Origin of the sequence: Aeromonas sobria (assembly GCF_000820145.1) — a bacterium.
GTDB lineage: Bacteria > Pseudomonadota > Gammaproteobacteria > Enterobacterales > Aeromonadaceae > Aeromonas > Aeromonas sobria.
Genome location: NZ_CDBW01000006.1, coordinates 333088 through 356150, shown reverse-complemented (window position 1 = coordinate 356150; position 23063 = coordinate 333088). Strand labels below are relative to the sequence as shown.

The 23063-nt window shown below is 59.8% G+C and carries 18 protein-coding genes; 11 read left to right on the top strand and 7 right to left on the bottom strand.

Annotated features, from left to right (window positions below; translation table 11 throughout):
- Positions 1–6 precede the first annotated feature (6 nt).
- The 9 genes from nuoI (at position 7) to BN1135_RS04050 (ending at position 10738) form a co-directional block, all read left to right on the top strand.
- The gene (gene nuoI / locus BN1135_RS04090) at positions 7–549 is read left to right on the top strand and encodes an NADH-quinone oxidoreductase subunit NuoI (RefSeq protein ID WP_042019044.1); all 543 of its coding nucleotides are present in this window, start codon (positions 7–9) and stop codon (positions 547–549) included.
- A 10-nt stretch (positions 550–559) separates the two neighbouring features.
- Entirely contained in the window at positions 560–1111 is a 552-nt protein-coding gene (nuoJ, locus tag BN1135_RS04085) for an NADH-quinone oxidoreductase subunit J (RefSeq protein ID WP_042019043.1), read from the top strand.
- The gene (gene nuoK, locus BN1135_RS04080) at positions 1108–1416 is read left to right on the top strand and encodes an NADH-quinone oxidoreductase subunit NuoK (protein WP_042019042.1); all 309 of its coding nucleotides are present in this window, start codon (positions 1108–1110) and stop codon (positions 1414–1416) included. The genes nuoJ and nuoK overlap by 4 nt, the downstream gene beginning before the upstream one ends.
- Complete coding sequence (gene nuoL / locus BN1135_RS04075) at positions 1413–3260, top strand: NADH-quinone oxidoreductase subunit L (protein WP_042019040.1); 1848 nt, start codon at positions 1413–1415, stop codon at positions 3258–3260. Before nuoK ends, nuoL begins: the two co-directional genes overlap by 4 nt.
- 98 nt (positions 3261–3358) lie before the next feature.
- Entirely contained in the window at positions 3359–4903 is a 1545-nt protein-coding gene (gene nuoM, locus BN1135_RS04070; RefSeq protein WP_042019039.1) for an NADH-quinone oxidoreductase subunit M, read from the top strand.
- Positions 4900–6363: an NADH-quinone oxidoreductase subunit NuoN gene (gene nuoN, locus BN1135_RS04065; protein WP_042019038.1), complete on the top strand. Its 1464-nt coding sequence runs from the start codon at positions 4900–4902 to the stop codon at positions 6361–6363. The genes nuoM and nuoN overlap by 4 nt, the downstream gene beginning before the upstream one ends.
- Before the next feature lie 238 nt (positions 6364–6601).
- The gene (locus BN1135_RS04060) at positions 6602–7738 is read left to right on the top strand and encodes an FIST C-terminal domain-containing protein (RefSeq protein WP_042019037.1); all 1137 of its coding nucleotides are present in this window, start codon (positions 6602–6604) and stop codon (positions 7736–7738) included.
- On the top strand, positions 7735–9192 hold the full coding sequence (locus tag BN1135_RS04055; protein WP_042019036.1) for an HD domain-containing phosphohydrolase: 1458 nt from the start codon (positions 7735–7737) through the stop codon (positions 9190–9192). The genes BN1135_RS04060 and BN1135_RS04055 overlap by 4 nt, the downstream gene beginning before the upstream one ends.
- Position 9193: 1 nt before the next feature.
- Positions 9194–10738, top strand: a complete 1545-nt coding sequence (locus BN1135_RS04050) for an HD domain-containing phosphohydrolase (RefSeq protein ID WP_042019035.1) — start codon at positions 9194–9196, stop codon at positions 10736–10738.
- A gap of 64 nt (positions 10739–10802) precedes the next feature.
- Here BN1135_RS04050 and purL read toward each other — a convergent pair whose 3' ends face one another.
- Positions 10803–14753, bottom strand: coding sequence for a phosphoribosylformylglycinamidine synthase (gene purL / locus BN1135_RS04045; RefSeq protein WP_042019033.1), 3951 nt, complete (start codon positions 14751–14753; stop codon positions 10803–10805).
- Positions 14754–14902: 149 nt separating this feature from the next.
- Between purL and mltF the strand changes: the two genes are divergently transcribed.
- Positions 14903–16387: a membrane-bound lytic murein transglycosylase MltF gene (mltF, locus tag BN1135_RS04040; RefSeq protein ID WP_042019032.1), complete on the top strand. Its 1485-nt coding sequence runs from the start codon at positions 14903–14905 to the stop codon at positions 16385–16387.
- A 184-nt stretch (positions 16388–16571) separates the two neighbouring features.
- On the top strand, positions 16572–16718 hold the full coding sequence (locus BN1135_RS21965; RefSeq protein WP_162850107.1) for a hypothetical protein: 147 nt from the start codon (positions 16572–16574) through the stop codon (positions 16716–16718).
- 50 nt (positions 16719–16768) lie between these two features.
- Here the strand turns inward: BN1135_RS21965 and BN1135_RS04035 are convergent, their stop codons facing one another.
- The 6 genes from BN1135_RS04035 to ispG form a co-directional block, all read right to left on the bottom strand.
- Positions 16769–16993 carry a zinc ribbon domain-containing protein gene (locus BN1135_RS04035; protein ID WP_042019030.1) on the bottom strand — a complete coding sequence of 75 codons (225 nt, stop codon included), beginning with the start codon at positions 16991–16993 and terminating at the stop codon, positions 16769–16771.
- Between the two features lie 124 nt (positions 16994–17117).
- The gene (der, locus tag BN1135_RS04030) at positions 17118–18608 is read right to left on the bottom strand and encodes a ribosome biogenesis GTPase Der (RefSeq protein WP_042019028.1); all 1491 of its coding nucleotides are present in this window, start codon (positions 18606–18608) and stop codon (positions 17118–17120) included.
- A gap of 74 nt (positions 18609–18682) precedes the next feature.
- Positions 18683–19867, bottom strand: coding sequence for an outer membrane protein assembly factor BamB (gene bamB / locus BN1135_RS04025; protein WP_042019026.1), 1185 nt, complete (start codon positions 19865–19867; stop codon positions 18683–18685).
- The gene (locus BN1135_RS04020) at positions 19860–20510 is read right to left on the bottom strand and encodes a YfgM family protein (RefSeq protein ID WP_042019025.1); all 651 of its coding nucleotides are present in this window, start codon (positions 20508–20510) and stop codon (positions 19860–19862) included. The genes bamB and BN1135_RS04020 overlap by 8 nt, the downstream gene beginning before the upstream one ends.
- Positions 20511–20513: 3 nt before the next feature.
- Positions 20514–21791, bottom strand: coding sequence for a histidine--tRNA ligase (gene hisS / locus BN1135_RS04015; protein WP_042019024.1), 1278 nt, complete (start codon positions 21789–21791; stop codon positions 20514–20516).
- Between the two features lie 138 nt (positions 21792–21929).
- Complete coding sequence (ispG, locus tag BN1135_RS04010) at positions 21930–23060, bottom strand: flavodoxin-dependent (E)-4-hydroxy-3-methylbut-2-enyl-diphosphate synthase (protein ID WP_042019023.1); 1131 nt, start codon at positions 23058–23060, stop codon at positions 21930–21932.
- Between the last annotated feature and the right edge of the window lie 3 nt (positions 23061–23063).

The window sequence follows — 23063 nt, the reverse complement described above, 5'->3', positions numbered from 1 at the left end:
CTCATTATGAAAATTTTTAGCATTATTCAGGGTGTCGGCACCCAGTTACGCAGCCTGGCCATGGTCTTCTCCCATGCCTGGCGGCCCCGTGAAACCCTGAGCTATCCGGAAGAGGCGGTCTATGCGGCCCCCCGCTACCGCGGTCGCATCGTACTGACCCGTGACCCCGACGGGGACGAACGCTGTGTGGCCTGCAACCTCTGTGCGGTCGCCTGCCCGGTCGGCTGTATCTCGCTGCAAAAATCCGAGCGGGAAGATGGTCGCTGGTATCCGGAGTTCTTTCGCATCAACTTCTCTCGCTGCATCTTCTGCGGCCTGTGCGAAGAGGCCTGCCCCACCACCGCCATCCAGCTGACGCCGGATTTCGAGATGGGTGAGTATCGCCGCCAGGATCTGGTGTACGAGAAGGAAGATCTGCTGATCAGCGGGCCCGGCAAATACCCGGACTACAACTTCTATCGCATGAGCGGGATGGCCATCGACGGCAAACCGAAAGGGGATGCCGAAAACGAAGCCAAACCCATCGATGTCAAGAGCCTGCTGCCCTGAGGAGTCAATCATGGAACTGGCATTTTATGCCTCGGCCCTGGTGGCCATTTACAGCACGCTGCGGGTGATCAGCACCAGCAATCCGATGCATGCGCTGCTCAATCTCATCATCTCCCTCATCGCCGTGGCCATGATCTTCTTCTGCCTGGGCGCCGCCTTTGCAGGCGCCCTGCAGGTGATCGTCTACGCAGGTGCCATCATGGTGCTGTTCGTGTTCGTGGTGATGATGCTGAACTTGGGAACGGCGCAAGTGCAGGAGAAGAACTGGCTTACCCCCATGACCTGGGTTGGCCCTGCCCTGCTCTCTCTGGTGCTGCTGGGCTTTCTGGCCCACGGCATTCTCGGCGTGACCGGGGGCCTGATCGGGGTGACCGAGGTGACTGCCAAGCAGGTCGGTATCGAGCTCTTTGGCCCCTATGTACTGGCTGTCGAGCTCGCCTCCATCCTGCTGCTGGCCGGTCTGGTGACCGCCTACCATCTGGGTCGGGAAGAGAAGAACGGTGAAGTACTCTCGGTCCCTCGCGCAGCATCCCGCTCTGCACAAGAAGGAGATCAGCAATGAATGGAATCCCTATGGAGCACGGACTTTTGCTGGCCGCGGTGCTGTTCTGCATCGGCTTGTGCGGTCTGCTGATCCGCCGCAACCTGCTCTACATCCTGATGAGCATCGAGATCATGATGAATGCCTCGGCACTGGCGTTTGTGGTGGCAGGTAGCCGCTGGGCCCAGGCCGATGGCCAGATCATGTACATCCTGGTGATTTCTCTGGCAGCAGCAGAGGCCAGTATCGGCCTCGCCCTGTTACTGCTGCTCTATCGTCGTTACCACACCCTGAACGTGGACATTGTGAGCGAGATGCGCGGATGAGCCTCTTATACCTGACTTTTCTATTTCCGCTGCTGGGATGGCTGGTGCTGGCCTTCTCCCTCGGCCGGTTTGGCGAGCGTACCTCGGCACTGATCGGGGTGGGCTCCATTGGCCTGTCAGCCCTCACCACCCTGTGGGTCGGCATCGACTTTCTGGCCAACCCGCCCGAGGGGGGCGTCTATGTCCAGCGCCTGTGGCAATGGATGGCGGTGGGCAACTTTACCCCAAGCTTCTCTCTGGCACTGGATGGCCTGTCGCTGACCATGCTGGGGGTGGTGACCGGGGTCGGTTTCTTCATTCACCTGTTTGCCTCCTGGTATATGCGCGGAGAAGAGGGTTACTCCCGCTTCTTCACCTACACCAACCTCTTTATCGCCAGCATGCTGTTTCTGGTGCTGGCCGATGACCTGCTGTTTGTCTACCTCGGCTGGGAAGGGGTGGGGCTGTGCAGCTACCTGCTGATCGGCTTCTACTACAAGGATCGCAACAACGGCGCGGCGGCCCTCAAGGCCTTTATCGTGACCCGGGTGGGTGATGTCTTCCTCGCCATCGGCCTGTTTATTCTGTATCGGGAACTGGGCACCCTCAATATCCACGAACTGCTGGTGCGGGCGCCGACCATGTTTGCCGAGGGCTCCCCTGCCCTGTCACTGGCCTGCCTGATGCTCTTGGGTGGTGCGGTCGGAAAATCGGCCCAGCTGCCGCTGCAAACCTGGCTGGCGGATGCGATGGCAGGCCCGACCCCGGTCTCTGCGCTGATCCACGCTGCCACCATGGTGACCGCAGGGGTCTACCTGATTGCCCGTACCCACGGCCTGTTCCTGCTGGCGCCGGAGATCCTCCATCTGGTCGGGCTGGTTGGCGCCATCACCCTGGTGCTGGCAGGCTTTGCGGCGCTGGTTCAGACCGACATCAAGCGGATCCTCGCCTACTCCACCATGAGCCAGATTGGCTACATGTTCCTGGCACTGGGTGTCGGCGCATGGGAAGGGGCCATCTTCCACCTGATGACCCACGCCTTCTTCAAGGCGCTGCTGTTCCTCTCCGCCGGTGCCGTCATCGTCGCCTGCCACCATGAGCAGAACATCTTCAAGATGGGCGGGCTGCGCAAGAGCCTGCCGCTGGTCTATGCCTGCTTCCTGGTGGGTGGCTCGGCGCTGGCGGCGTTGCCGCTGGTCACCTCAGGTTTCTACAGTAAGGACGCCATCCTGTGGCAAGTAGAAGCCTCGGGCCAGAGCGCGCTGCTGTGGGCAGGTCTGGTGGGGGCATTCCTCACCTCGCTCTATACCTTCCGGCTGATCTTTATCGCCTTCCATGGCAAAGAGCAGACCAAAGCCCATGCGGGCCACGGTCTGGCTCATCACTTGCCGTTGCTGGTATTGCTGGTGCTCTCTACCGGCATCGGGGCGCTGATCACCCCGCCGCTAGCTGGGGTACTGCCGGCAGGCCCCGGGGATCATATCGAAGAGGGTCGCCATGCGCTGGAGATCACCTCCGGCATCATCGCCATCGCAGGGATTGCACTGGCGGCCTTGCTGTTCCTCGGTGAGCGCCGACTGGCCACCTCGATTGCCAACAGTGCGCCGGGTCGCCTGCTCAGCACCCTCTGGTTCAACGCCTGGGGCTTTGACTGGCTTTACGACCAACTGTTGGTCAAACCCTATCTGCTGGCTACCCGGCTGCTGGCCCGCGACCCACTGGACCGCACCATGGAACTGCCCGCCTGGTTTGCCCTGCGTGGCAACCAGCTGCTGGCCTGGACCGTGACCGGCAAATTGCGCTGGTATGCCGCCTCCATGGGGATCGGCGCCGTGCTGGTGCTGGCGCTATTGCTGCTGGGGTAACGCGATGAACAACCGGACAATCATACAGCCAGGCTGTTTGCTCTCCCTGATGGAACAGGGAGCGCAATCTCATATGAACTTGAACGAGAGCTGATACCGTGACCTTACTCTGGATCTTGCTAATTCCTTTTATCGGCGGCTTGCTCTGCTGGCAGATGGAGCGTCTCGGCGGGCAGTTTGTCCGCTGGGTAGCCCTTATCTCCATGAGCGCCAGCCTGCTGCTCTCCTGCGCCATCTGGCTCGGTAGTGACTTCTCGCTTGCCACGACCGGCCTCGACAGTGCTGGCGTCACCGGTGCCGCCTCTGCTTGGGCCGCCGAGTGGCGTCTGCCGTGGATCCCCCGCTTTGGCATCTCTTTGCATCTGGCGGTGGATGGCCTGTCGCTGTTGATGGTGATCCTCACCTGCTTTATCGGGGTACTGGCCATCCTCTGTTCGTGGAAAGAGATCGTGCAGCGCATCGGCTTCTTCCACCTCAACCTGCTGTGGATCCTGGGCGGGGTGCTCGGCGTCTTCATGGCGCTGGACCTGTTCCTCTTCTTCTTCTTCTGGGAGATGATGCTGGTCCCCATGTACTTCCTGATTGCGCTGTGGGGCCACTCGGTCACTGACGGCAAATCACGGATCAACGCCGCGACCAAGTTCTTTATCTACACCCAGGTTTCGGGCCTTGTCATGCTGGTGGCCATCATCGGGCTGGTGCTGACCCACCAGCACGCGACCGGTGTCTTCACCTTCAACTATCTGGATCTGCTCAACACCCCGATGAGCAAGGGCGTTCAGTGGCTGCTGATGCTGGGCTTCTTCATCGCCTTCGCGGTCAAGATGCCGCTGGTGCCGCTGCACGGCTGGCTGCCGGATGCCCACAGTCAGGCGCCAACCGCAGGCTCGGTAGACCTGGCCGGTATTTTGCTGAAAACCGCAGCCTACGGTCTGCTGCGCTTTGCCCTGCCGCTGTTCCCCGAAGCTTCTGCCGAATTTGCCCCCTACGCCATGGTGCTGGGCCTGATCGGTATCATCTATGGCGCTATAGTGGCGTTCGGCCAGACCGACATCAAACGGCTGGTGGCCTACACCAGCATCTCCCACATGGGCTTTGTGATGATCGCCATCTACTCGGGTAGCGAAGTGGCCCTGCAGGGCGCCGTGGTGCAGATGATCGCCCACGGCCTTTCTGCCGCAGGTCTCTTTATCCTGTGTGGTCAGCTCTACGAGCGGTTGCACACCCGGGATCTCCGCCAGATGGGCGGCCTGTGGGGGCGCCTGCGCTATCTGCCCGGCGTGATGCTGTTCTTCTCGGTGGCCTCTCTGGGCATGCCGGGCACCGGCAACTTCGTCGGCGAGTTCCTGATCCTGGTCGGCAGCTTCCAGGTTGCCCCGGTTATCACGGCGGTCGCCACCTTCGGTCTGGTACTGGCTTCGGTCTACTCCCTCATCATGCTGCAGCGCGCCTGCTTTGGCCCCGCCAAAGATGAGCGCGTGCTCAAGGGACTGGATCGCCGCGAGCTGACCATGATGATGGTGATCGCAGGTCTCTTGGTACTGCTTGGCCTCTATCCCCAACCCGTGATTGATACCGCCAGCAGCAGCCTCATCAACGTGCTGCACTGGTATCTGCTGCCGACTGCTGGAGCCCTGCAATGACTTTCACCGCTGCCCAACTGCTGGCACTGCTTCCCCTGCTGTTGACCACCGGGGCCATGGCGGCCCTGATGTTGGCCATCGCCTGGCGCCGCTGTGTCACCACCGCCTTTACCGTGACCATTGTTGGCCTCAACCTGGCGCTCTTCTCGCTGCCCATCGTGATGGCGCAGGGGGATCAGGGCGTCACCCCGCTGCTGCAAGTGGACAGTTACGCCGTCTTCTACATGGGACTGGTACTGATCGGCGCCCTGGCCACCTGCACCTTCGGTCAATCGTGGCTGAAAGCCTACCCGGACAACCGGGAGGAGTTCTTCCTGCTGCTGCTGATCGCCACTGCCGGTGGTCTGGTGCTGGCCTGCTCCCGTCACCTCGCCTCCCTGTTTATCGGGATCGAGATGCTGACCCTGCCGATGTTCGGTCTGGTGGGTTACGCCTACCGCGAGCGCCACTCGCTGGAAGCCGCGGTGAAGTACATGGTGCTCTCTGCCGCCGCCACCGCCTTCCTGCTGTTTGGCATGGCGCTGCTCTATGCACAGGCAGGCAGCCTGAGCTTTGCCGCCCTGGGACAGACCCTGGCCGAGAGCCCGGCTCACCACCCGCTGCTGATGGGCGGTTTGGGTCTGATGCTGGTCGGCTTTGCCTTTAAATTGTCGCTGGCTCCCTTCCACCTCTGGACCCCGGATGTCTACGAAGGAGCCCCGGCCCCGGTCGCCACCTTCCTCGCCACCGTCAGCAAGGTGGCGGTCTTTGCCGTGCTGCTGCGCTTCTATCTGGCGGTACCGGCGGCGAGCGATCCCATGATCCACTGGCTGCTGGCAGCCATGGCGGTCATCTCCATCCTGGTCGGCAACCTGCTGGCGCTGGTGCAGACCAACGTCAAACGGATGCTGGGTTACTCCTCCATCTCCCACTTCGGTTACCTGCTGGCGGTGATCGTGGCGAGCCGCATCGGCCAGATGCCGGTGGAAGCGGCCGGGGTCTACCTGCTGATGTATCTCTTCACCAGTCTGGGTGCCTTTGGCGTGGTAAGCATGATGTCGAGCCCCTATCGCGGCAAGGATGCAGACTCCCTGCACAGCTATCGCGGCCTGTTCTGGAAGCGCCCATACCTCACTGCCGTGCTGACGGTGATGATGCTCTCCCTCGCGGGTATCCCGATGACCCTCGGCTTTATCGGCAAGTTCTACCTCATCGGCGTGACCGTCGAGGCGCAGCTCTGGTGGCTCTCCGGTGCCATCGTGCTCGGCAGCGCGCTGGGTCTCTACTACTACCTCAAGGTGATGGTGACCCTCTATCTGCGCGAACCGGGCATGCAGCAGCGCGATGCCAGCGCCGACTGGGCACTCTCCTCCGGCGGCGTGGTGGTACTGCTCTCTGCCGCTCTGGTGGTGTTGCTGGGGCTCTATCCCCAGCCGGTCATCAGCCTGGTACAAGGGTTCCAGCACGTGGTGTTGCAGTAACCTTCGCTGACATTCCCCCTCATCATTACCCGTCAAAACCGGCAGCCTTGGCTGCCGGTTTTTTCTTTCCAGCCCAATTAACGTGCTTCCGCTCTCTTTGACTCGCCACCCAATCCCCCTGCGACAGGAGAGTCGCTGTCACCCGAGTTGGTGTTCAGTCACAGTCACAGGGATTAAAAATATCCTTATGAATCTCATGTTGATATAGTCATCAGATTCTGGAATGGAGTTCAGATTGATGAAGCAACATTACGTTTGCCAATTTAACCCGACAGAACTGGCAGCTACGCTCAGGCCCTATCAAGGCGGAAAACTGACCATACTGCTGGCTGAACAGGAAAGTTCACAGGTCGCGCTGTTGCAGCAGTTGTGCAACGACCTTGAGATCACCCTAGATGGCGCCATTTTCCCACAGCTGCTCGGCGCGCAAGGATTGCTACCACAAGGGGCATGGTTACTGCCCAGACCAGAACCCTATCAGGCGACCTTGATACCACTGCCACCAGAGGGGGATGCCGCACAGCTGGCCCGACTGATCGCAGATCAGGTGGCAAGCATACTGGCAACCTGGCCAACCCTCTCGCCGCCACCGACCCTGTTTCTGACCTTCGACAACCTCATTCCCAATATTGCCTCCATTCTGGATGCCCTTTATCTGCGGCTGGCCAATCGCGTCAACTATGCCGGAACCAACGCTGGCAGCGGCAGCTTCACCCCCCTTGCCTGTCTGTTCGACAACCAGCGGCAACTTGCCTACGGGGTCACCTGCACGCTGCTGCCAAACAACAGCTTTCCCTTTCTGGAGCATGGCTATCAACTCTCGGCCCAACCGATGCTGGCCACCAGCAGCAGTGCCAACACCATCACCTACATCGATTGGCAACCGGCTTTTCACACCTATCAGGAGCTGATCCGCCAGCAGTTCCAACACACGCTGACGCACGAGGAGTTCTACCACTTCGTGGTACACATGCCCCTTGGCCTGTTGCGGGCCAATGGGGATGTGATTGTCAGGATCCCGGTCGATGTAACGGATGAGGGTGCCCTGATCTGCTCGAGCGAAGTATCCGAGCACAGCATCCTCACACTACTGAAGGCGCCGGAGAGTGCCACCGAGCATGCCTGCTCACTGGCCAGGCGCCTCAACCAGCAACAAGCCCTCACCCGGGCGCACTTGCTGGAGGTCTACTACTGCGCGGGACGCCAGTTGCACTTTGGCCAGCAGACGGTGACCGAGTTGCACACCCTGCTGAGCGACTCGGGCGCTGGCGAGCTGGCAGGCGCGCTCTCACTGGGTGAAATTGGCAGCATCCGCAGTGGGGATTATCCCCAGTTTCATAACGGCGCCATTCTCTGCAACGGGGCATTGGTATGAATAACGATCACGCCATGGCGATTGTGTGCGATCTGGCGCTCTGTATCGGGCGCGAAGTGACCCTGGATGCCTTGCTTACCAAGGTATTGCAACGTTTCATGTACCACTGCGCCACGCCAGTCGGTGTGGTCTTGCAACAAAAACCGGAGGGATACACCCTGCTCAAGGCGATTGGCGACGAGCAGTTGTGCCAGCATACCGGTACCACCCTGACCCTGCCTGCATGGGTCAGCGAGGAGGCGCACTGCCTGCTGCAGCAGACGATCCCGCTGCCGGGTAGCCGCCCCTATCGCTTTGCCTATCGTCTCAGAGTCGACGGGGGCTATCTCATCTTGTTGCTCGCCCCCCAGCCACAGCAGCAACTGGTGCCCGTCTGTCATCTGTTCAGCCCGGTGCTCGGCAATCTGGCGCGCACCATTCAGTTGTGCAAAGACAGCGAACTACTCGCCCTGCGCCAGCAAGCCGAATTGAAAGATCTGCAGCACTTCAACGAATCCCTGCTCAAAGCCATCCCGATCCCGGTGTTCTACAAGGATATCGAGGGGCGTTTTCTGGGCTGCAATCCGGCCTTCAGTCAGGTGATCGGGATCAACAAAGAGGCGCTACTCGGCAAGCGGACCAATGAATTGCTGCCAGTCGGCATGGCGGAGGAGTACTCCGTACGGGAAACCGAATTACTGCGAAACCGCCAGCCCCAGTGCTTCGAGCTACAGCTGCACGATCGCAATGGCATGCGCTATCAGGTCATCTGCTTCAAGGATCTCTTCTACGACCATCAGGGGATGATCGCGGGCATCATCGGCACGCTGGTCGATATCACCCGCCTTAAAGAGAGCGAACGCCACCAGCGTGATCTGCTGTTCCAGGCCATTAGCGCCCTCGCCAGCGCCATCTCTCACAAGGATCGCAACAGCGCAGGCCATGAGCGGAGGGTGCATGATCTGGCGCTGGCTATCGGGCAGACCATGCAGCTGCGTCAGGAACAGCTCGATGGGCTGGGGCTGGCCGCCATGGTGCACAATATCGGCCTGCTGCAGACCCCCACCGAGATCATCACCCGCCCCCGTGAACTGCGACCGGTGGAGTTCGAACTGATCAAACAGCATCCGCAAGCAGGTCACGATATTCTCAAGCAGATCGACTTCCCCTGGCCCATCGCCACCATAGTGCAGCAACACCACGAAAACCTTGATGGCAGCGGCTATCCGCAAGGGCTGGCGGGCAATGCCATTGCCCTGGAAGCAAGAATAATCCGGGTGGCAGACTCGCTGATCGCCATGACGGCCCACCGTCCGTTTCGCCGCGCCATGCCCCTGAGCGACGCCTTTGCCGAACTGATCCGCTATGCCGGGATCCGCTACGATGAACAGGTCGTCAATACCTGCATCCAGCTGTGGCAAACCGGCTACCACTTCAGCCCCCCCATCAGCCAGGCCATGAACAAGGCGGGATAATATGTCTGAACTGCTCACCCCCTATTCACTCCACCATCACCTGCCAGATGCCCTCCCCTCATCGGCCATGTTGCTGACTCAGGTGATGGACCAGCTCCCCTACCGGGTGCTGCTCAAGGACACCCGCTTCATCTACCTCGCCGGCAACCGCCTGCTGGCCGATGATCTGGCCCTTCCTCCCGAGGCATTGGTCGGCAAGAATGACAGCGATTTTTTTCCGCCCGAATTGGTGCGACGCTATCGGGAGGATGACACTCGGGTGATGCGCGAAGGTATACGTCAACACATCGAAGAGCCCTATCTCAAGGGCAGAGAGTCCCGCTGGCTCAGCACCACCAAGTTTCCCCTGCGCGATGAAGCGGGAGCGATCGTGGGGGTCGGCATCTTCTTTGAAGACATTACCGAGCAGAAGTGGCAGCAGGAGAAACTGCAGCAGTACAGCTGGACCCAGCAGGCGATCAGCCGCGCCCATCACGCCCTGCTCAAACCGGGCGATGAGCCGCTGCTGCTGCAAGATATTTGTGATGCCATCGCCTTCGACGATCGCTTTCCGTTAGTGGCCGTGCTGCAAAACTCCCCGGATCCCGGCCAACCGCCCCGGATCGTGGCGCGGGCAGGCAGTGCCGACGCATCAGAGCAGGCACTGTGGTTGACCGATGATGCACTCGGACCGGCCATCCTCCACCAGCGTAGCCTCAATCAGATCATCTGCCATGAGCGGTCGCAGCACAGACGCCACCCACTTTACTCCCACCTGCTTATCCCCCTGCCACTGCAGGGAGAGCAACCGGGTGCACTGATCATTCACAGCGACCAGCAACGGCTGTTCAGTCAGGAGGAGGAGCAACTCTTCATCCAGTTAACCGACTACCTCGCCTACGGCCTGCAAGCGCGCCATACCCAGCAGGCCTACCTGCACTCGCAGCAGGAGAAGATCCTCCACGCCCGCCAGCTGGAACTGGCACTGGAAGATGCGCTGGGCGCCATCGCCGCCGTGCTGGAGCAGCGCGATCCCTACACGGCGGGTCATCAGAAACATGTGGCCCGGCTGGCCCAGGCAATCGGCAGGGAGCTTCGGCTGGCAGAAAGGCAGCTGCGGGGACTCTATCTGGGGGCCATGGTGCACGATATCGGCAAGATCCAGGTGCCCGCCGAGATCCTCACCAAACCGGATCGCCTCACGCCGCTCGAGTTCGAGCTGGTCAAGGAGCACCCGGCCATCGGCTATCTGGTGCTCAAGGATATCGACTTCCCCTGGCCCATCGCCCAAATGATCCACCAACACCATGAGTATCTCGATGGCTCCGGCTATCCGCAGGGGCTCAAGGGGGATGAGATCCTGCTGGAGGCCCGCATCCTCACCGTCGCCGATATCGTCGAATCCATGTCATCGGATCGCCCCTACCGCGCCGCCCTTGGCATTCCCCAGGCCCGTGAGCAGATCATCCAGATGTGCGGCCACCAGCTCGATGCGGATGTGGTGGATGCCTGTCTGCGGATCCTCGACCGGGGGGACTTTATCCCCCAACCGCTCGGCAAACCGTAACGCGACGGATAAAAAAACCGGCCAATTGGCCGGTTTCTGTTTTTATGCGCTTGCGCCGTCAGTATTAACCCAGACGGACCCGGGCGTTGCGGAACATCCGCATCCAGGCGCCATCCTCTCCCCAGTTGTCCGGGTGCCAGGAGTTGGCCACGGTGCGGAACACCCGCTCCGGGTGCGGCATCATGATGGTGGCGCGGCCATCGATGGTGGTCACGGCGGTGATACCGTCCGGCGAGCCGTTCGGGTTGGCCGGGTATTGCTCGGTCACCTGACCGCGGTTATCAACAAAACGCAGACCCACCAGACCGCTGGCTTGCAACGCGCTCAGGTGAGCGGCATCGCGCACCTCCACGCGCCCTTCCCCGTGGGAGACGGCAATGGGCATCACAGAGCCTGCCATCCCGGCGAAGAAGGCGGAGGGCGATTCCTGCACCTGCACCAGGCTGAAGCGCGCTTCGAAGCGCTCGGAGTGGTTACGAACAAAGCGCGGCCACAGATCGGCGCCCGGGATGAGATCCCGCAGGTTGGACATCATCTGGCAACCGTTGCACACCCCAAGGGAGAGGGTATCGCCACGCTCGAAGAAGCGCTGGAACTGCGCGCGGGCGTTGTCGTTGAACAGGATGGACTTGGCCCAGCCTTCACCGGCGCCCAGCACGTCACCGTAGGAGAAGCCGCCACAGGCCACCAGGGTCTGGAACTCCTCCAGCTTGATGCGGCCAGAGAGAATGTCGCTCATGTGGACGTCCACTGCCGCAAAGCCGGCACGATCGAACGCCGCAGCCATCTCCACGTGGGAGTTGACCCCCTGCTCGCGCAGCACCGCCAGACGGGGGGAGACACCACGGGCAATATAGGGCGCAGCCACATCCTCAGACGGGTTGTAGCTGAGCTTGGCATGCAGACCCGGATCGGTGGCGTCCTGACGGGCGGCGTGCTCTTGATCCGCGCACGCCGGGTTGTCACGCAGACGCTGCATCTGCCAGCTGGTCTCACCCCAGAGAGTGCGCAGCGCGGTGCGGCTGGCGCGATAGAGCTCCTGACCCGCACGCTGCAAGGTGATGAGATCCCCCTCGCGCACTGTGCCAAGCACGTGGGAGCAAGCCGCCAGACCGTGACCGGCCAGCAGGGTCATCACCGCCTCTTTATCTTCGCGGCGTACCTGAATGACGGCGCCCAGCTCTTCGTTGAACAGCGCTGGCAACAGCTCGCCGCCGATGCGATCGAGCTGGATGTCGAGGCCGCAGTGACCAGCAAACGCCATCTCGGTCAGGGTAACGAACAGGCCACCATCGGAGCGGTCGTGATAGGCGATCAGTTTGCGATCGGCCACCAGCGCCTGAATGGCGTTGAAGAAGCCCTTGAGCTGAACCGGATTGTCGAGATCCGGCGCCTTGTCACCCAACTGGCGATAGACCTGCGCCAAGGCGGAAGCACCGAGACGCTGCTTGCCGTTGCCAAGATCAATCAGGATAAGGTCAGTTTCACCGAGATCGGTTCGCAGCTGTGGGGTCACTGTGCTGCGCACATCCTCAACCCGGGCAAAGGCAGTGATCAGCAGGGAGAGCGGCGAGGTGACGCTTTGCTCCTTGCCATCTTGCTGCCAGCGGGTCTTCATGGACATGGAGTCCTTACCGACCGGAATGGTGATACCAAGGGCCGGACAGAGCTCTTCACCCACCGCTTTGACCGCCTCATAGAGACCGGCATCTTCCCCCGGGTGACCGGCAGCGGACATCCAGTTGGCAGAGAGCTTGACCCGTTTAAGGGAACCGATATGAGCCGGTGCCAGGTTGGTGAGCGCTTCCGCCACCGCCATACGGGCGGATGCAGCGTGGGAGAGCAGCGCTACCGGGGTGCGCTCACCCATCGACATGGCTTCACCGTGATAGCTGTCGTAGGTGGCGGCGGTGACGGCGCAGTCAGCCACCGGGATCTGCCAGGGGCCAACCATCTGGTCGCGGTTAACCAGACCGGTGACGCTGCGATCGCCAATGGTGATAAGGAAGGATTTTTCTGCCACGGTCGGCAGGCGCAAGACCCGCTCGGCCGCGTCACTCAAAGTGATGCCATCGAGCTGGAGCGCCTTGCCTTGGGCGGGCAGGGTCTCCACGTCGCGGTGCATCTTGGGCGCCTTGCCCAGCAACACGTCAAGCGGCAAGTCGATGGGCTGGTTGTCAAAGTGTGCATCCGACAGCGTCAGATGCTTCTCTTCGGTAGCGGTACCGATCACTGCATAAGGGGCGCGCTCGCGCTCGCACAGTGCCTTGAACAGGGGTAACTGCTCCTGCGCCACCGCCAGCACGTAACGCTCCTGGGATTCGTTGCACCAGATCTCCAGCGGGCTCATGCCCGGCTCGTCGCTCTGGATGGCGCGCAAATCAAAGCGGCCGCCACGCTCGCCGTCGTTGACCAGCTCCGGCATGGCGTTGGAAAGACCGCCCGCACCGACGTCATGAATGAAGACGATAGGGTTCGCCTCCCCCATCTGCCAGCAGCGATCGATCACCTCCTGGCAACGGCGCTCCATCTCGGGGTTGTCACGCTGTACCGAGGCAAAATCGAGATCTTCGGCCGACTGACCGGAGGCCATGCTTGATGCCGCACCGCCGCCCAGACCGATGTTCATCGCCGGGCCGCCCAACACAATCAGGGCTGCGCCGATCGGGATCTCCCCTTTCTGCACGTGTTCGCTGCGGATGTTGCCAATGCCGCCCGCCAGCATGATGGGTTTGTGGTAACCACGCACCTCGACGCCATTGTGGCTTGGCACCTCCTCTTCGAAGGTACGGAAGTAGCCGAGAATCGCCGGACGGCCGAACTCGTTGTTAAACGCCGCGCCGCCGAGGGGACCTTCCTGCATGATGTCAAAGGCGCTGACGATGCGGCTCGGCTTGCCGAAATCCTGCTCCCAGGGCTGCTCGAAGCCGGGGATGCGCAGGTTGGAGACGGAAAAACCCACCAGACCCGCTTTGGGCTTGGCACCACGGCCGGTGGCACCCTCGTCGCGGATTTCGCCGCCGGAGCCGGTGGCCGCCCCCGGGAACGGCGAGATGGCGGTCGGGTGGTTATGGGTCTCCACCTTCATCAGGATGTCGACCCGCTCCTGGTGGTATTGATACTCACCATTGGCCGGACTCGGGAAGAAGCGGCCACCCTGGCTCCCTTCCATCACGGCGGCGTTGTCTTTATAAGCAGAGAGGACATGATCCGGCGTCTGTTCGAAGGTGTTCTTGATCATCTTGAACAGCGACTTGGGCTGCTGCTCGCCGTCGATGGTCCAGTCGGCGTTGAAAATCTTGTGACGACAGTGCTCGGAGTTTGCCTGGGCAAACATGTAAAGCTCAATGTCGTTGGGGTTGCGACCAAGCCGGGTGAAATTCTCCACCAGATAGTCGATTTCGTCATCGGCCAGTGCCAGACCCAACGACACGTTGGCTTCGGCCAGCGCGGCGCGACCACCACCCAGTACATCCACCTGGGTGAAGGGACGCGGCTCGTGGTGAGCAAACAGGGCGCTCGCCGCTGCCATGTCGGCAAACACCACTTCCATCATCCGGTCATGGAGCTCTGCGGCAATGGCGCTGCGCTGGGCTGCACTCAGCTCACCCTGACCGCCTTTGATTGTCAGGTAATAGGCAATACCTCGCTCCAGCCGCTTGACCTTGGTCATGCCGCAGTTGTGGGCGATGTCGGTTGCTTTGGAAGACCAGGGGGAGATAGTGCCGGGACGGGGGGTAACAAGAAACAGCTGACCGCTGGGGGTATGTGCGGGGATAGTCGGGCCATGTTGTGCACCAGAGTGCAGGAGCTGGCCCAGCCTCGCTCGCTCAGGGGGCGACAGGGGGCTCGTCAGCTCGGCAAAGTGCACATATTCGGCATAGACATCCTCTATCTCTAATCCACTCTCTTTTCCACTTTCCAGTTCACTTTTTGCCGCAATCTGCGCTAAGCGCTGCAGCAGTTTTTGGACACGAAAATCAGACAGCGCTGGGGCACCACGCAAGATATCCATATAACCTTTCTCACCTAGTTTTAAAGTGGGGGGGAATTGAGACGCGCGTATTATAGGGATCTGGCTCACAGCGGACAAACGTTTTTCTCATTTCATGCTGTGTGACTCGGCGCACACTCTCTGGTATAAAGGTGCCTCTTTTTTGACAAATGCCGATTTTTTCAACAAAGGTACTCACCTACTTGCGATGCATTTTTCGACTGTTTATCGGGTTGTTGTTGACGCTGACGCTAGTCGGCTGCGATTTCTATAGCCCCTCCAGCCAGCTGGAGCAGATCCGCCAGCGCGGCGAGATCCGGGTTGGCACCATCTATGGCCCCACCTCTTATTACCAGCGTGATGACCTCGCCCAGGGGTTCGATTACGAGCTGGCGCAAAGTTATGCCGACTGGTTGGGGGTGAAGCTCACCATCATCCCGGTCGACACCACTGACGAACTGGTCGCCCTGCTGAAAAAGGGCAAACTCGATCTGGCGGCTGCCGCCATCATGGTCACCCCCGAGCGGCGCGAGCTGTTTCGCTTCGGCCCAGGCTTCTATCAAGTCTCCCCCAAGCTGGTCTATCGCAATGGCAAACCCAAGCCTGCCTCGTTGAACGACATCAAAGGCAAGCTGGTAGTGGCCGCCGGCTCCACCGGTGAAGACCTGCTCAAGGAGATGAGCAAGGAGAATCCCAAACTGACGTGGAGCACCAGCCACAACGCCGATGTGGAGGAGCTGCTCAAGCAGGTGGTGGATGGCAAGATTGACTACACGGTGGTGCAGGATACCGTGCTGGCCCGTACCCAGCGCTACTACCCAGAACTCACCGAGGGGCTGACCCTGGCCCAGCAGCAGACCGTCGCCTGGGCCATGAGCAAGCTGCCCGATGACAGCCTCTATGCCAGCGTCATCGACTTCTTCGGTCAGCGCTTCATGGATGGTGCCATCGCCAAGCTGGACGAGAAGTACTTCGGCCACGTGCAGAACTTCGACTTTGTCGATACCCGCACCTTCTTGCAGCGCGCCAAGAGCCTGCTGCCCAAGTACCAGTCGCTGTTCCAGACCCACGCCAAGAATATCGACTGGCGTCTGCTCGCCGCCATCAGCTATCAGGAGTCCCACTGGGACCCGCAGGCCCGCTCCTACACCGGCGTGCGCGGCATGATGATGCTGACCGAACCGACAGCCAAAGCGATGGGGGTCAATAACCGACTTCATCCGGAACAGAGCATCAAGGGGGGTTCCCTCTATCTGCAACAGATGATGGAGAAGGTGCCCGATTCAGTGCCCGATGACGAGAAGGTGTGGTTTGCTCTCACCGCCTACAACATAGGTTACGGCCACATGATGGATGCTCGCCGCCTGACCAAAGAGCTGGGCAAGAATCCCGATGCCTGGAGCGATGTAAAAGAGGTGCTGCCGCTGCTGCAACAAGCACGCTGGCATCGCAAGGTGCGTTATGGCTACGCCCGTGGCAGCGAGGCGCGCAACTATGTCAATAACGTGCGCCAGTACTACCAGAGCCTGCTGTGGCTCGATAACGAACAGCAGAAAGCCCATCAGCGTGAACGTCTCGACAACGACAGTGAGCCGGAAATTGCCGAGCGCCCCACCGTCATCGCCGAGGTGGTGCGCCAGATCACCATGAGCTAACAAGCCATTATTCGGCTATTTTCAGGCAAACTTCTCTGTTACCATCTGATTACATCGGAGCCTATCCGAAATCGCATTGTTTTCATCATCTTGATATTTTCAATAACAGCAATTTCTGATGGGCTCCATCAATGACCCATGGCCAGGATGGCCAGGATGGCCACCCGATTGGGAGGAGACCAAGATGCAAAAACGTAGAAAAATCAGTCTGGTCAGAAAAGCAAAGAGCGGCTGGAGCCCCAGACGTAAACTCAAGCTTAATGACATCAAGCGCAACCTGTGGCGCAGAAATCGTTCATATACCTTGCTTATTGCAGAACCAACAGCATAAACCCGGCATTAGCCGGGTTTTTTTATCTTCATTCTCACCTGACTAACGTCTTACGCCAGCGCAGCCTTGAACTGTACCGTCCGCTTGGATACCAGCGAGTTGCAGTGGTTGCAGAAGTAATCCACCGCTCCGCATGCCTGGAGACGCTCCAGCTCCTGCTGGCAGGTGGGGCAGATGGCCGTGACGCGAACATGGGCCTGGCACTGGCCACAGGTTTGCTCCTTGCTACGGGCATCCAGTTCAGCCTGGCATGATGGGCAAAGCAGGGCTTCCATTGTCGACTCCTCATAAAGTGAACCTGCGATGGGCTTGCCCATGGCGGGTTCCCCTCCCCGCCGGACCTAACGCCACTGCAGGGGGAATAACAAAGCGGCTGCCGGTGAGGGCAGCCGCCAGGGCTTATTTCTTCATCTTCAGCAGACGTTTACGCTGCCGTTCCTGACTCAGGGTCATGGTATTTTTTCTGCCTTCAAACGGGTTGGCCGATTCCTGGAATTCAACCCGGATCGGAGTACCCATGATCTTGAGGGACTTGCGGAAGTAGTTGATCAGGTAACGCTTGTAGGAATCGGGCAAGTCGTTCAGCTGGTTACCGTGGATCACGATACGCGGCGGGTTGTAACCACCGGCATGGGCATACTTGAGCTTGACGCGGCGACCGTTAACCATCGGCGGCTGGTGATCTTCCTGCGCCATCTGCATGATGCGGGTCAACATGGCGGTACTGGTACGACGGGTCGCCGACTGGTACGCCTCCTGAATCGACTCAAACAGGTGGCCGACCCCACTGCCATGCAGAGCGGAGATGAAGTGGACGCGGGCAAAGTCGATAAAGCCCAAGCGACGTTCCAGCTCGTTCTTTACATCTTCTTTTACTTTCTGATCCAGACCGTCCCACTTGTTGACTACCAATACCACTGAGCGGCCGGAGTGGAGCACAAAGCCAAGGATGCTGAGATCCTGATCGGTGATGGTCTCCTGGGCATCGATCACCAGCAGGCAGACGTTGGCATCTTCAATGGCCTTGAGGGTCTTGATGACGGAGAACTTCTCCACCGTCTCGTGCACCTTGCCACGACGACGCACACCGGCGGTGTCGATAATGACGTACTTCTGCTCGTCACGCTCCATCGGGATATAGACGGAGTCACGGGTGGTGCCGGGCATGTCATAAACGATGACCCGATCTTCGCCGAGCATACGGTTGGTCAGGGTCGATTTACCGACGTTAGGACGACCGACGATGGCAAACTTGATGGGCAGGTCGGCAAACGGGGTCTCTTTGGTATCTTCCCGGGTATCCAGATCACCAGCAGCTACCATGCGCAGCAGGGCTTCTTCGTCGAAGTCCTCCTCTTCTTCCTGCGCATCTTCATCGGTAACGGCGTCGACCAGGGTTTCCAGGTGGGGAGCCAGCGCCAGTTCGAACAGGCTCAGCACACCACGACCGTGGGCAGCGGCGATTTGATAGACATCACCCAGCGCCAGGGCGTAAAACTCGGACACTGCGGAATCACCGTCGATGCCATCGGTTTTGTTAGCAACCAGAAACACCTTTTTGTGGGTCTTGCGCAGGTGTTCAGCGATGGCTTGATCCGCCGCAGTCATACCGGCACGGGCATCCACCATAAACAGCACCACATCGGCTTCTTCGATGGCCAGCAGGGATTGCTCGGCCATCTTCAGCTCGATCCCCTCTTCGGAGCCATCGATACCACCGGTATCGACCACGATAAATTCCAGCTCGCCCAACTTCGCCTGACCGTATTTACGGTCCCGGGTCAGACCGGGAAAATCGGCGACCAAGGCATCCCGAGTACGGGTCAAGCGGTTAAACAGGGTGGATTTCCCCACATTGGGGCGGCCCACCAGGGCTACTACAGGAGTCATAAAAGCCTCATTCTCAAGACGACAAAGGCTCCTGGCCAAAAAGCCAGGAGCCGGATATTCACATTAACGGACGATCAAGGACGCTTGAGGGCGTACAACTTGCCGTCACGGCTCTGCACATACAGGGTGTCACCATCCACCAGCGGGGCGGCGTAGAGACCACTGCTATCGAGCTGCTGCATCGCCTTGATGGTACCGTCGGTACGATCCAGCCAATACAGGTATCCTTCCACATCACCCACCACCACATAGTCACCAAAGATGACTGGTGCAGTGACGGTACGATTCTCCAGCTTGGTATTAGACCACAACTCCAGGCCATTGCGACGATCGACTGCAAACAGGTGGCTGCGGCTGTCGGTCAGCACGATGGCATTACCGGTCATCGCCAGATCGCGATAGCCGGAATACTTGCGCTTCCACACCTCGTCACCGGTCATCAGCTTGCGTGCCATCAGCTGACCATTGTAGGCAATGGCATAGAGCTCATCGCCGGCGATCAGCGGGCTGGCATCGACGTCGACCATACGGTCAAGCTCAGTGGCACCACGGGGATCCGCCACCTTGGATTGACGAACCGGCTGACCGTTGGCCAGCAGGGCAATGCCCACTTTGCCATCGGCACGACCGTAAATCACCGCACCATTGGTAATCACCGGCGCACCAGCACTGCGCAGGGTCAGCGGGGGCTGCTCTTCGGAGAGCGACCATTGCAGCTTGCCCTCATCGGTATCGAGCGCAATCAGGCGGCCAGAGGTGGTCAGCACCACCACCCGGCCATCTTCCACCGCCGGGCTGGCAACCACTTCACCGGGCACATTGGTCTGCCACAGCACCTCGCCGTTGTCTGCGTTCAGGGCATAGACAACGCCATTTTCGGAACCGAGGAACAGCTTGCCGTAACGGGAGACCAGACCACCGGAAAGGCGAGCGCTGCGCTTGTCGGCATTGACCGGCAGATCCGCCAGGTCAACGGTCCACAGACGATCGCCACTGACACGATCGAAGGCGGTGACATCACCACCACGGGCAGCAGCATAGATATGCTCCTCTTCCACCACCGGCTTGAGCTGGGAGTAGAAGTTACCGATCCCGTCACCGACCGTCGCAGACCAGTCCGTGTCAGCACTGAAGGCAGATTCAACCTGGGGCAGCGGTGCCATCGGGTTGAGATCTTCTTCCGAACTGAACAGAGAGCATCCCTGCAGGGCGAAGGAGACCGCAGCCCCCAGCGCTACCATCTTGAATAGATTACGCATCCGGTGCCTCACCCATTACCACGGCCGGCAAGGCCAGGTCGTCCATCTTCAGTTTGAGTTCCTGGCTGCTTTGCAGGCCGCCAGCATCTGCGGCAGCCTGATAAGCATCACGGGCTTCTTCGCTCTTGCCCTGCTTTTGCAGGATATCGCCACGCACTTCCGCGACTTGGGCTTTGAAGGCATCACTGGTAATAGTGCCAAGCTTGGCCAACGCCTCATCGGCCTTGCCCTGATCATTCAGCACCCGGGCCAGGCGCAGAGCAGCGATGGGGCGAATGCTCTCGTCACCACTGGTGGCCACCAGGGTCAGCTGCTCGGCAGCCAGATCCAGCTTGCCCGCTTTGACGGCAGCCGCCGCCAGTTGCAGGGCGGCCAGCTCACCGTAGGAGTCACCCTTGTTGGCAGTGACAAACTGTTGTGCCTGCTCGAAACCGGCAGCGTCAGCTTTGACCAGTTGTTCAATTGCCTGGTTGTAAGCTTGGGAGGAAGCTTCCATGGACTCTTGTTGATGCTGGTTGTAGTAGCGCCAGCCGAACAGGCCGACCAAGCCGATCACGGTCCCGGCGATCACCGAGGTCCCGTTCTCTTTCCACCACTCCTTGATAACCTCAACCTGTTGTTCTTCGGTGGTATAAACTTCCACAGCTTACTCTCCTTTGGCTGCCAGCAGGGCGATGGCGGCGTCAACCTTGACGGTCTGTTGCTCAGCCTGACCACGCAGGTATTTGATAGTGATCTCCCCGTTTTGCACCTCGGTTTCACCAAGGATCAGGGCGATAGACGCGCCGCTCTTGTCGGCACGTTTGAGTTGTTTCTTGAAGTTGCCGCCACCGCAGTGGCTCATCAGGCGCAAATCAGGCAGCGCATCGCGCAACCGCTCGGCCAGTTGGAAGCCAGCCTGCTCGGTCCCCTCACCCACCATGGCCAGATAAACATCCACCGCAGGACGGATATCACCATTGAGCTCGAGGGTCTCCAGCATCAATACCAGACGCTCCATGCCCATGGCAAAGCCAACTGCCGGGGTCGCCTGACCACCGAGCTGCTCAACCAGACCATCGTAGCGACCACCGGCACAGACGGTGCCCTGGGCACCCAGGCTGGTAGTGACCCACTCGAACACGGTCAGGTTGTAGTAGTCAAGGCCGCGCACCAGGCGTTCGTTCACTTCAAACGCGATACCGGCAGAGGTGAGCAGGCGCTTGAGCCCCTCGAAGTGAGCCAGACTCTCTTCGCCCAAGTGGTCGAACAGACGGGGAGCATTAACCAAAATGGCCTGCACTTTTTGGTCTTTGGAGTCGAGCACCCGCAGCGGGTTGCTGTACATACGGCGCTGGCTCTCTTCGTCCAGCTGATCCTTGTACTGCTCCAGATAGGCCACCAGTGCATCGCGATAAGCGGCACGTTCGGCGCTCTGACCCAAAGTATTGAGCTGCAGGGTGACATTATCGCTGATGCCAAACAGGCGCCACAGGCGGTGGGTCAGCATGATAAGCTCGGCGTCAATATCCGGCCCGTTGATGCCAAACAGCTCGACACCGAATTGGTGGAACTGGCGATAACGGCCCTTCTGGGGACGCTCGTGACGGAACATGGGGCCCATGTACCACATCCGGCGTTCCTGGTTATAAAGCAGGCCATGCTCGATACCGGCGCGGACGCAGCTGGCAGTTCCTTCTGGACGCAGGCTCAGGCTGTCGCCGTTGCGGTCATCAAAGGAGTACATCTCTTTTTCGACCACGTCGGTCACTTCACCGATGGCGCGCTTGAACAGGTGGGTCTGCTCGACAATCGGCATGCGCACTTCGCTGTAGCCATAGCTGGCAACGACCTGGCGCAGGATCTGTTCAACCTTCTGCCATACCGGGCTCTGCTCCGGCAGGCAATCATTCATACCGCGAATAGCTTGGATCTGTTTTGCCACGTTGATACTCGAGAAAAAGAGGTAAAATTTGGCCGCATTATAGGGATTTTCACCCCCGAGGTAAAATCAGAGAATCCGTATGCGGGATGTAAAATCAGTCACCTGGAACGAGGGCCACCCAAGGTGGCCCCTATTTGTTCAATCCTTGCCCACCAGGATCTGGTTGGCGGGGTCCAGCATGGCGGCTCTGGCACGAATGCGCCGCTCCAGGATCGGGATCAGATCCTTGTTATCGAGCCGATCGACCCGCAGGCCCCCTTCGTAGAAGGCGCTCTTGTTGGCCGCGCCAGCCAATCCCAGATCGGACACCAAGGCTTCGCCCGGACCATTGACCACACAGCCGATGATGGAGACATCCATCGGGGTGATGATGTCTTCGAGCCGCTCTTCCAGCGCATTGACGGTAGCGATCACATCGAACTCCTGACGGGAGCAGGAGGGACAAGCAATAAAGTTGATACCACGGGAGCGGATCCGCAGGGATTTGAGAATATCAAACCCGACTTTGATCTCTTCAACCGGGTCTGCGGCAAGGGAGATACGAATGGTATCGCCGATCCCATCCGCCAGCAGCATGCCAAGACCGACCGCCGATTTCACCGCGCCAGCCCGAAAACCACCGGCCTCGGTGATCCCCAAATGGAGTGGCTGCTCAATCTGTCTGGCCAGCAGGCGATAAGCTCCCACTGCCAGGAACACATCGGAGGCTTTCACACTCACCTTGAAGTTCTGGAAATCAAGGCGATCCAGATACTCGACGTGACGCATGGCGGATTCCACCAGTGCCTCGGGGGTCGGCTCGCCGTACTTCTCCTGGATATCTTTTTCCAGCGATCCGCCGTTGACGCCGATGCGGATCGGAATGTTCAGATCGCGCGCACAATCGACCACCGAACGTACCCGCTGCTCGTTGCCGATGTTACCCGGGTTGATACGCAGGCAATCAGCACCATACTCCGCCACTTTCAACGCTATGCGATAGTCAAAGTGGATATCGGCAACGATAGGGATACGGGTCTGTTGCTTGATGAATTTGAAGGCTTCCGCCGCTTCCATGGTCGGCACAGAGACACGGACAATATCGGCACCAACTCGCTCGATCCGCTGGATCTGCTCGACGGTCGCCGCCACATCGGTGGTCTTGGTGTTGGTCATGGTTTGCACCGTAATGGGGGCATCGCCCCCGACCGGTACATTACCAACCATGATCTGCCTGGATTTACGACGAATGATGGGAGATTCGTGAGCGGATTTTTCGTGAACAGACATGGG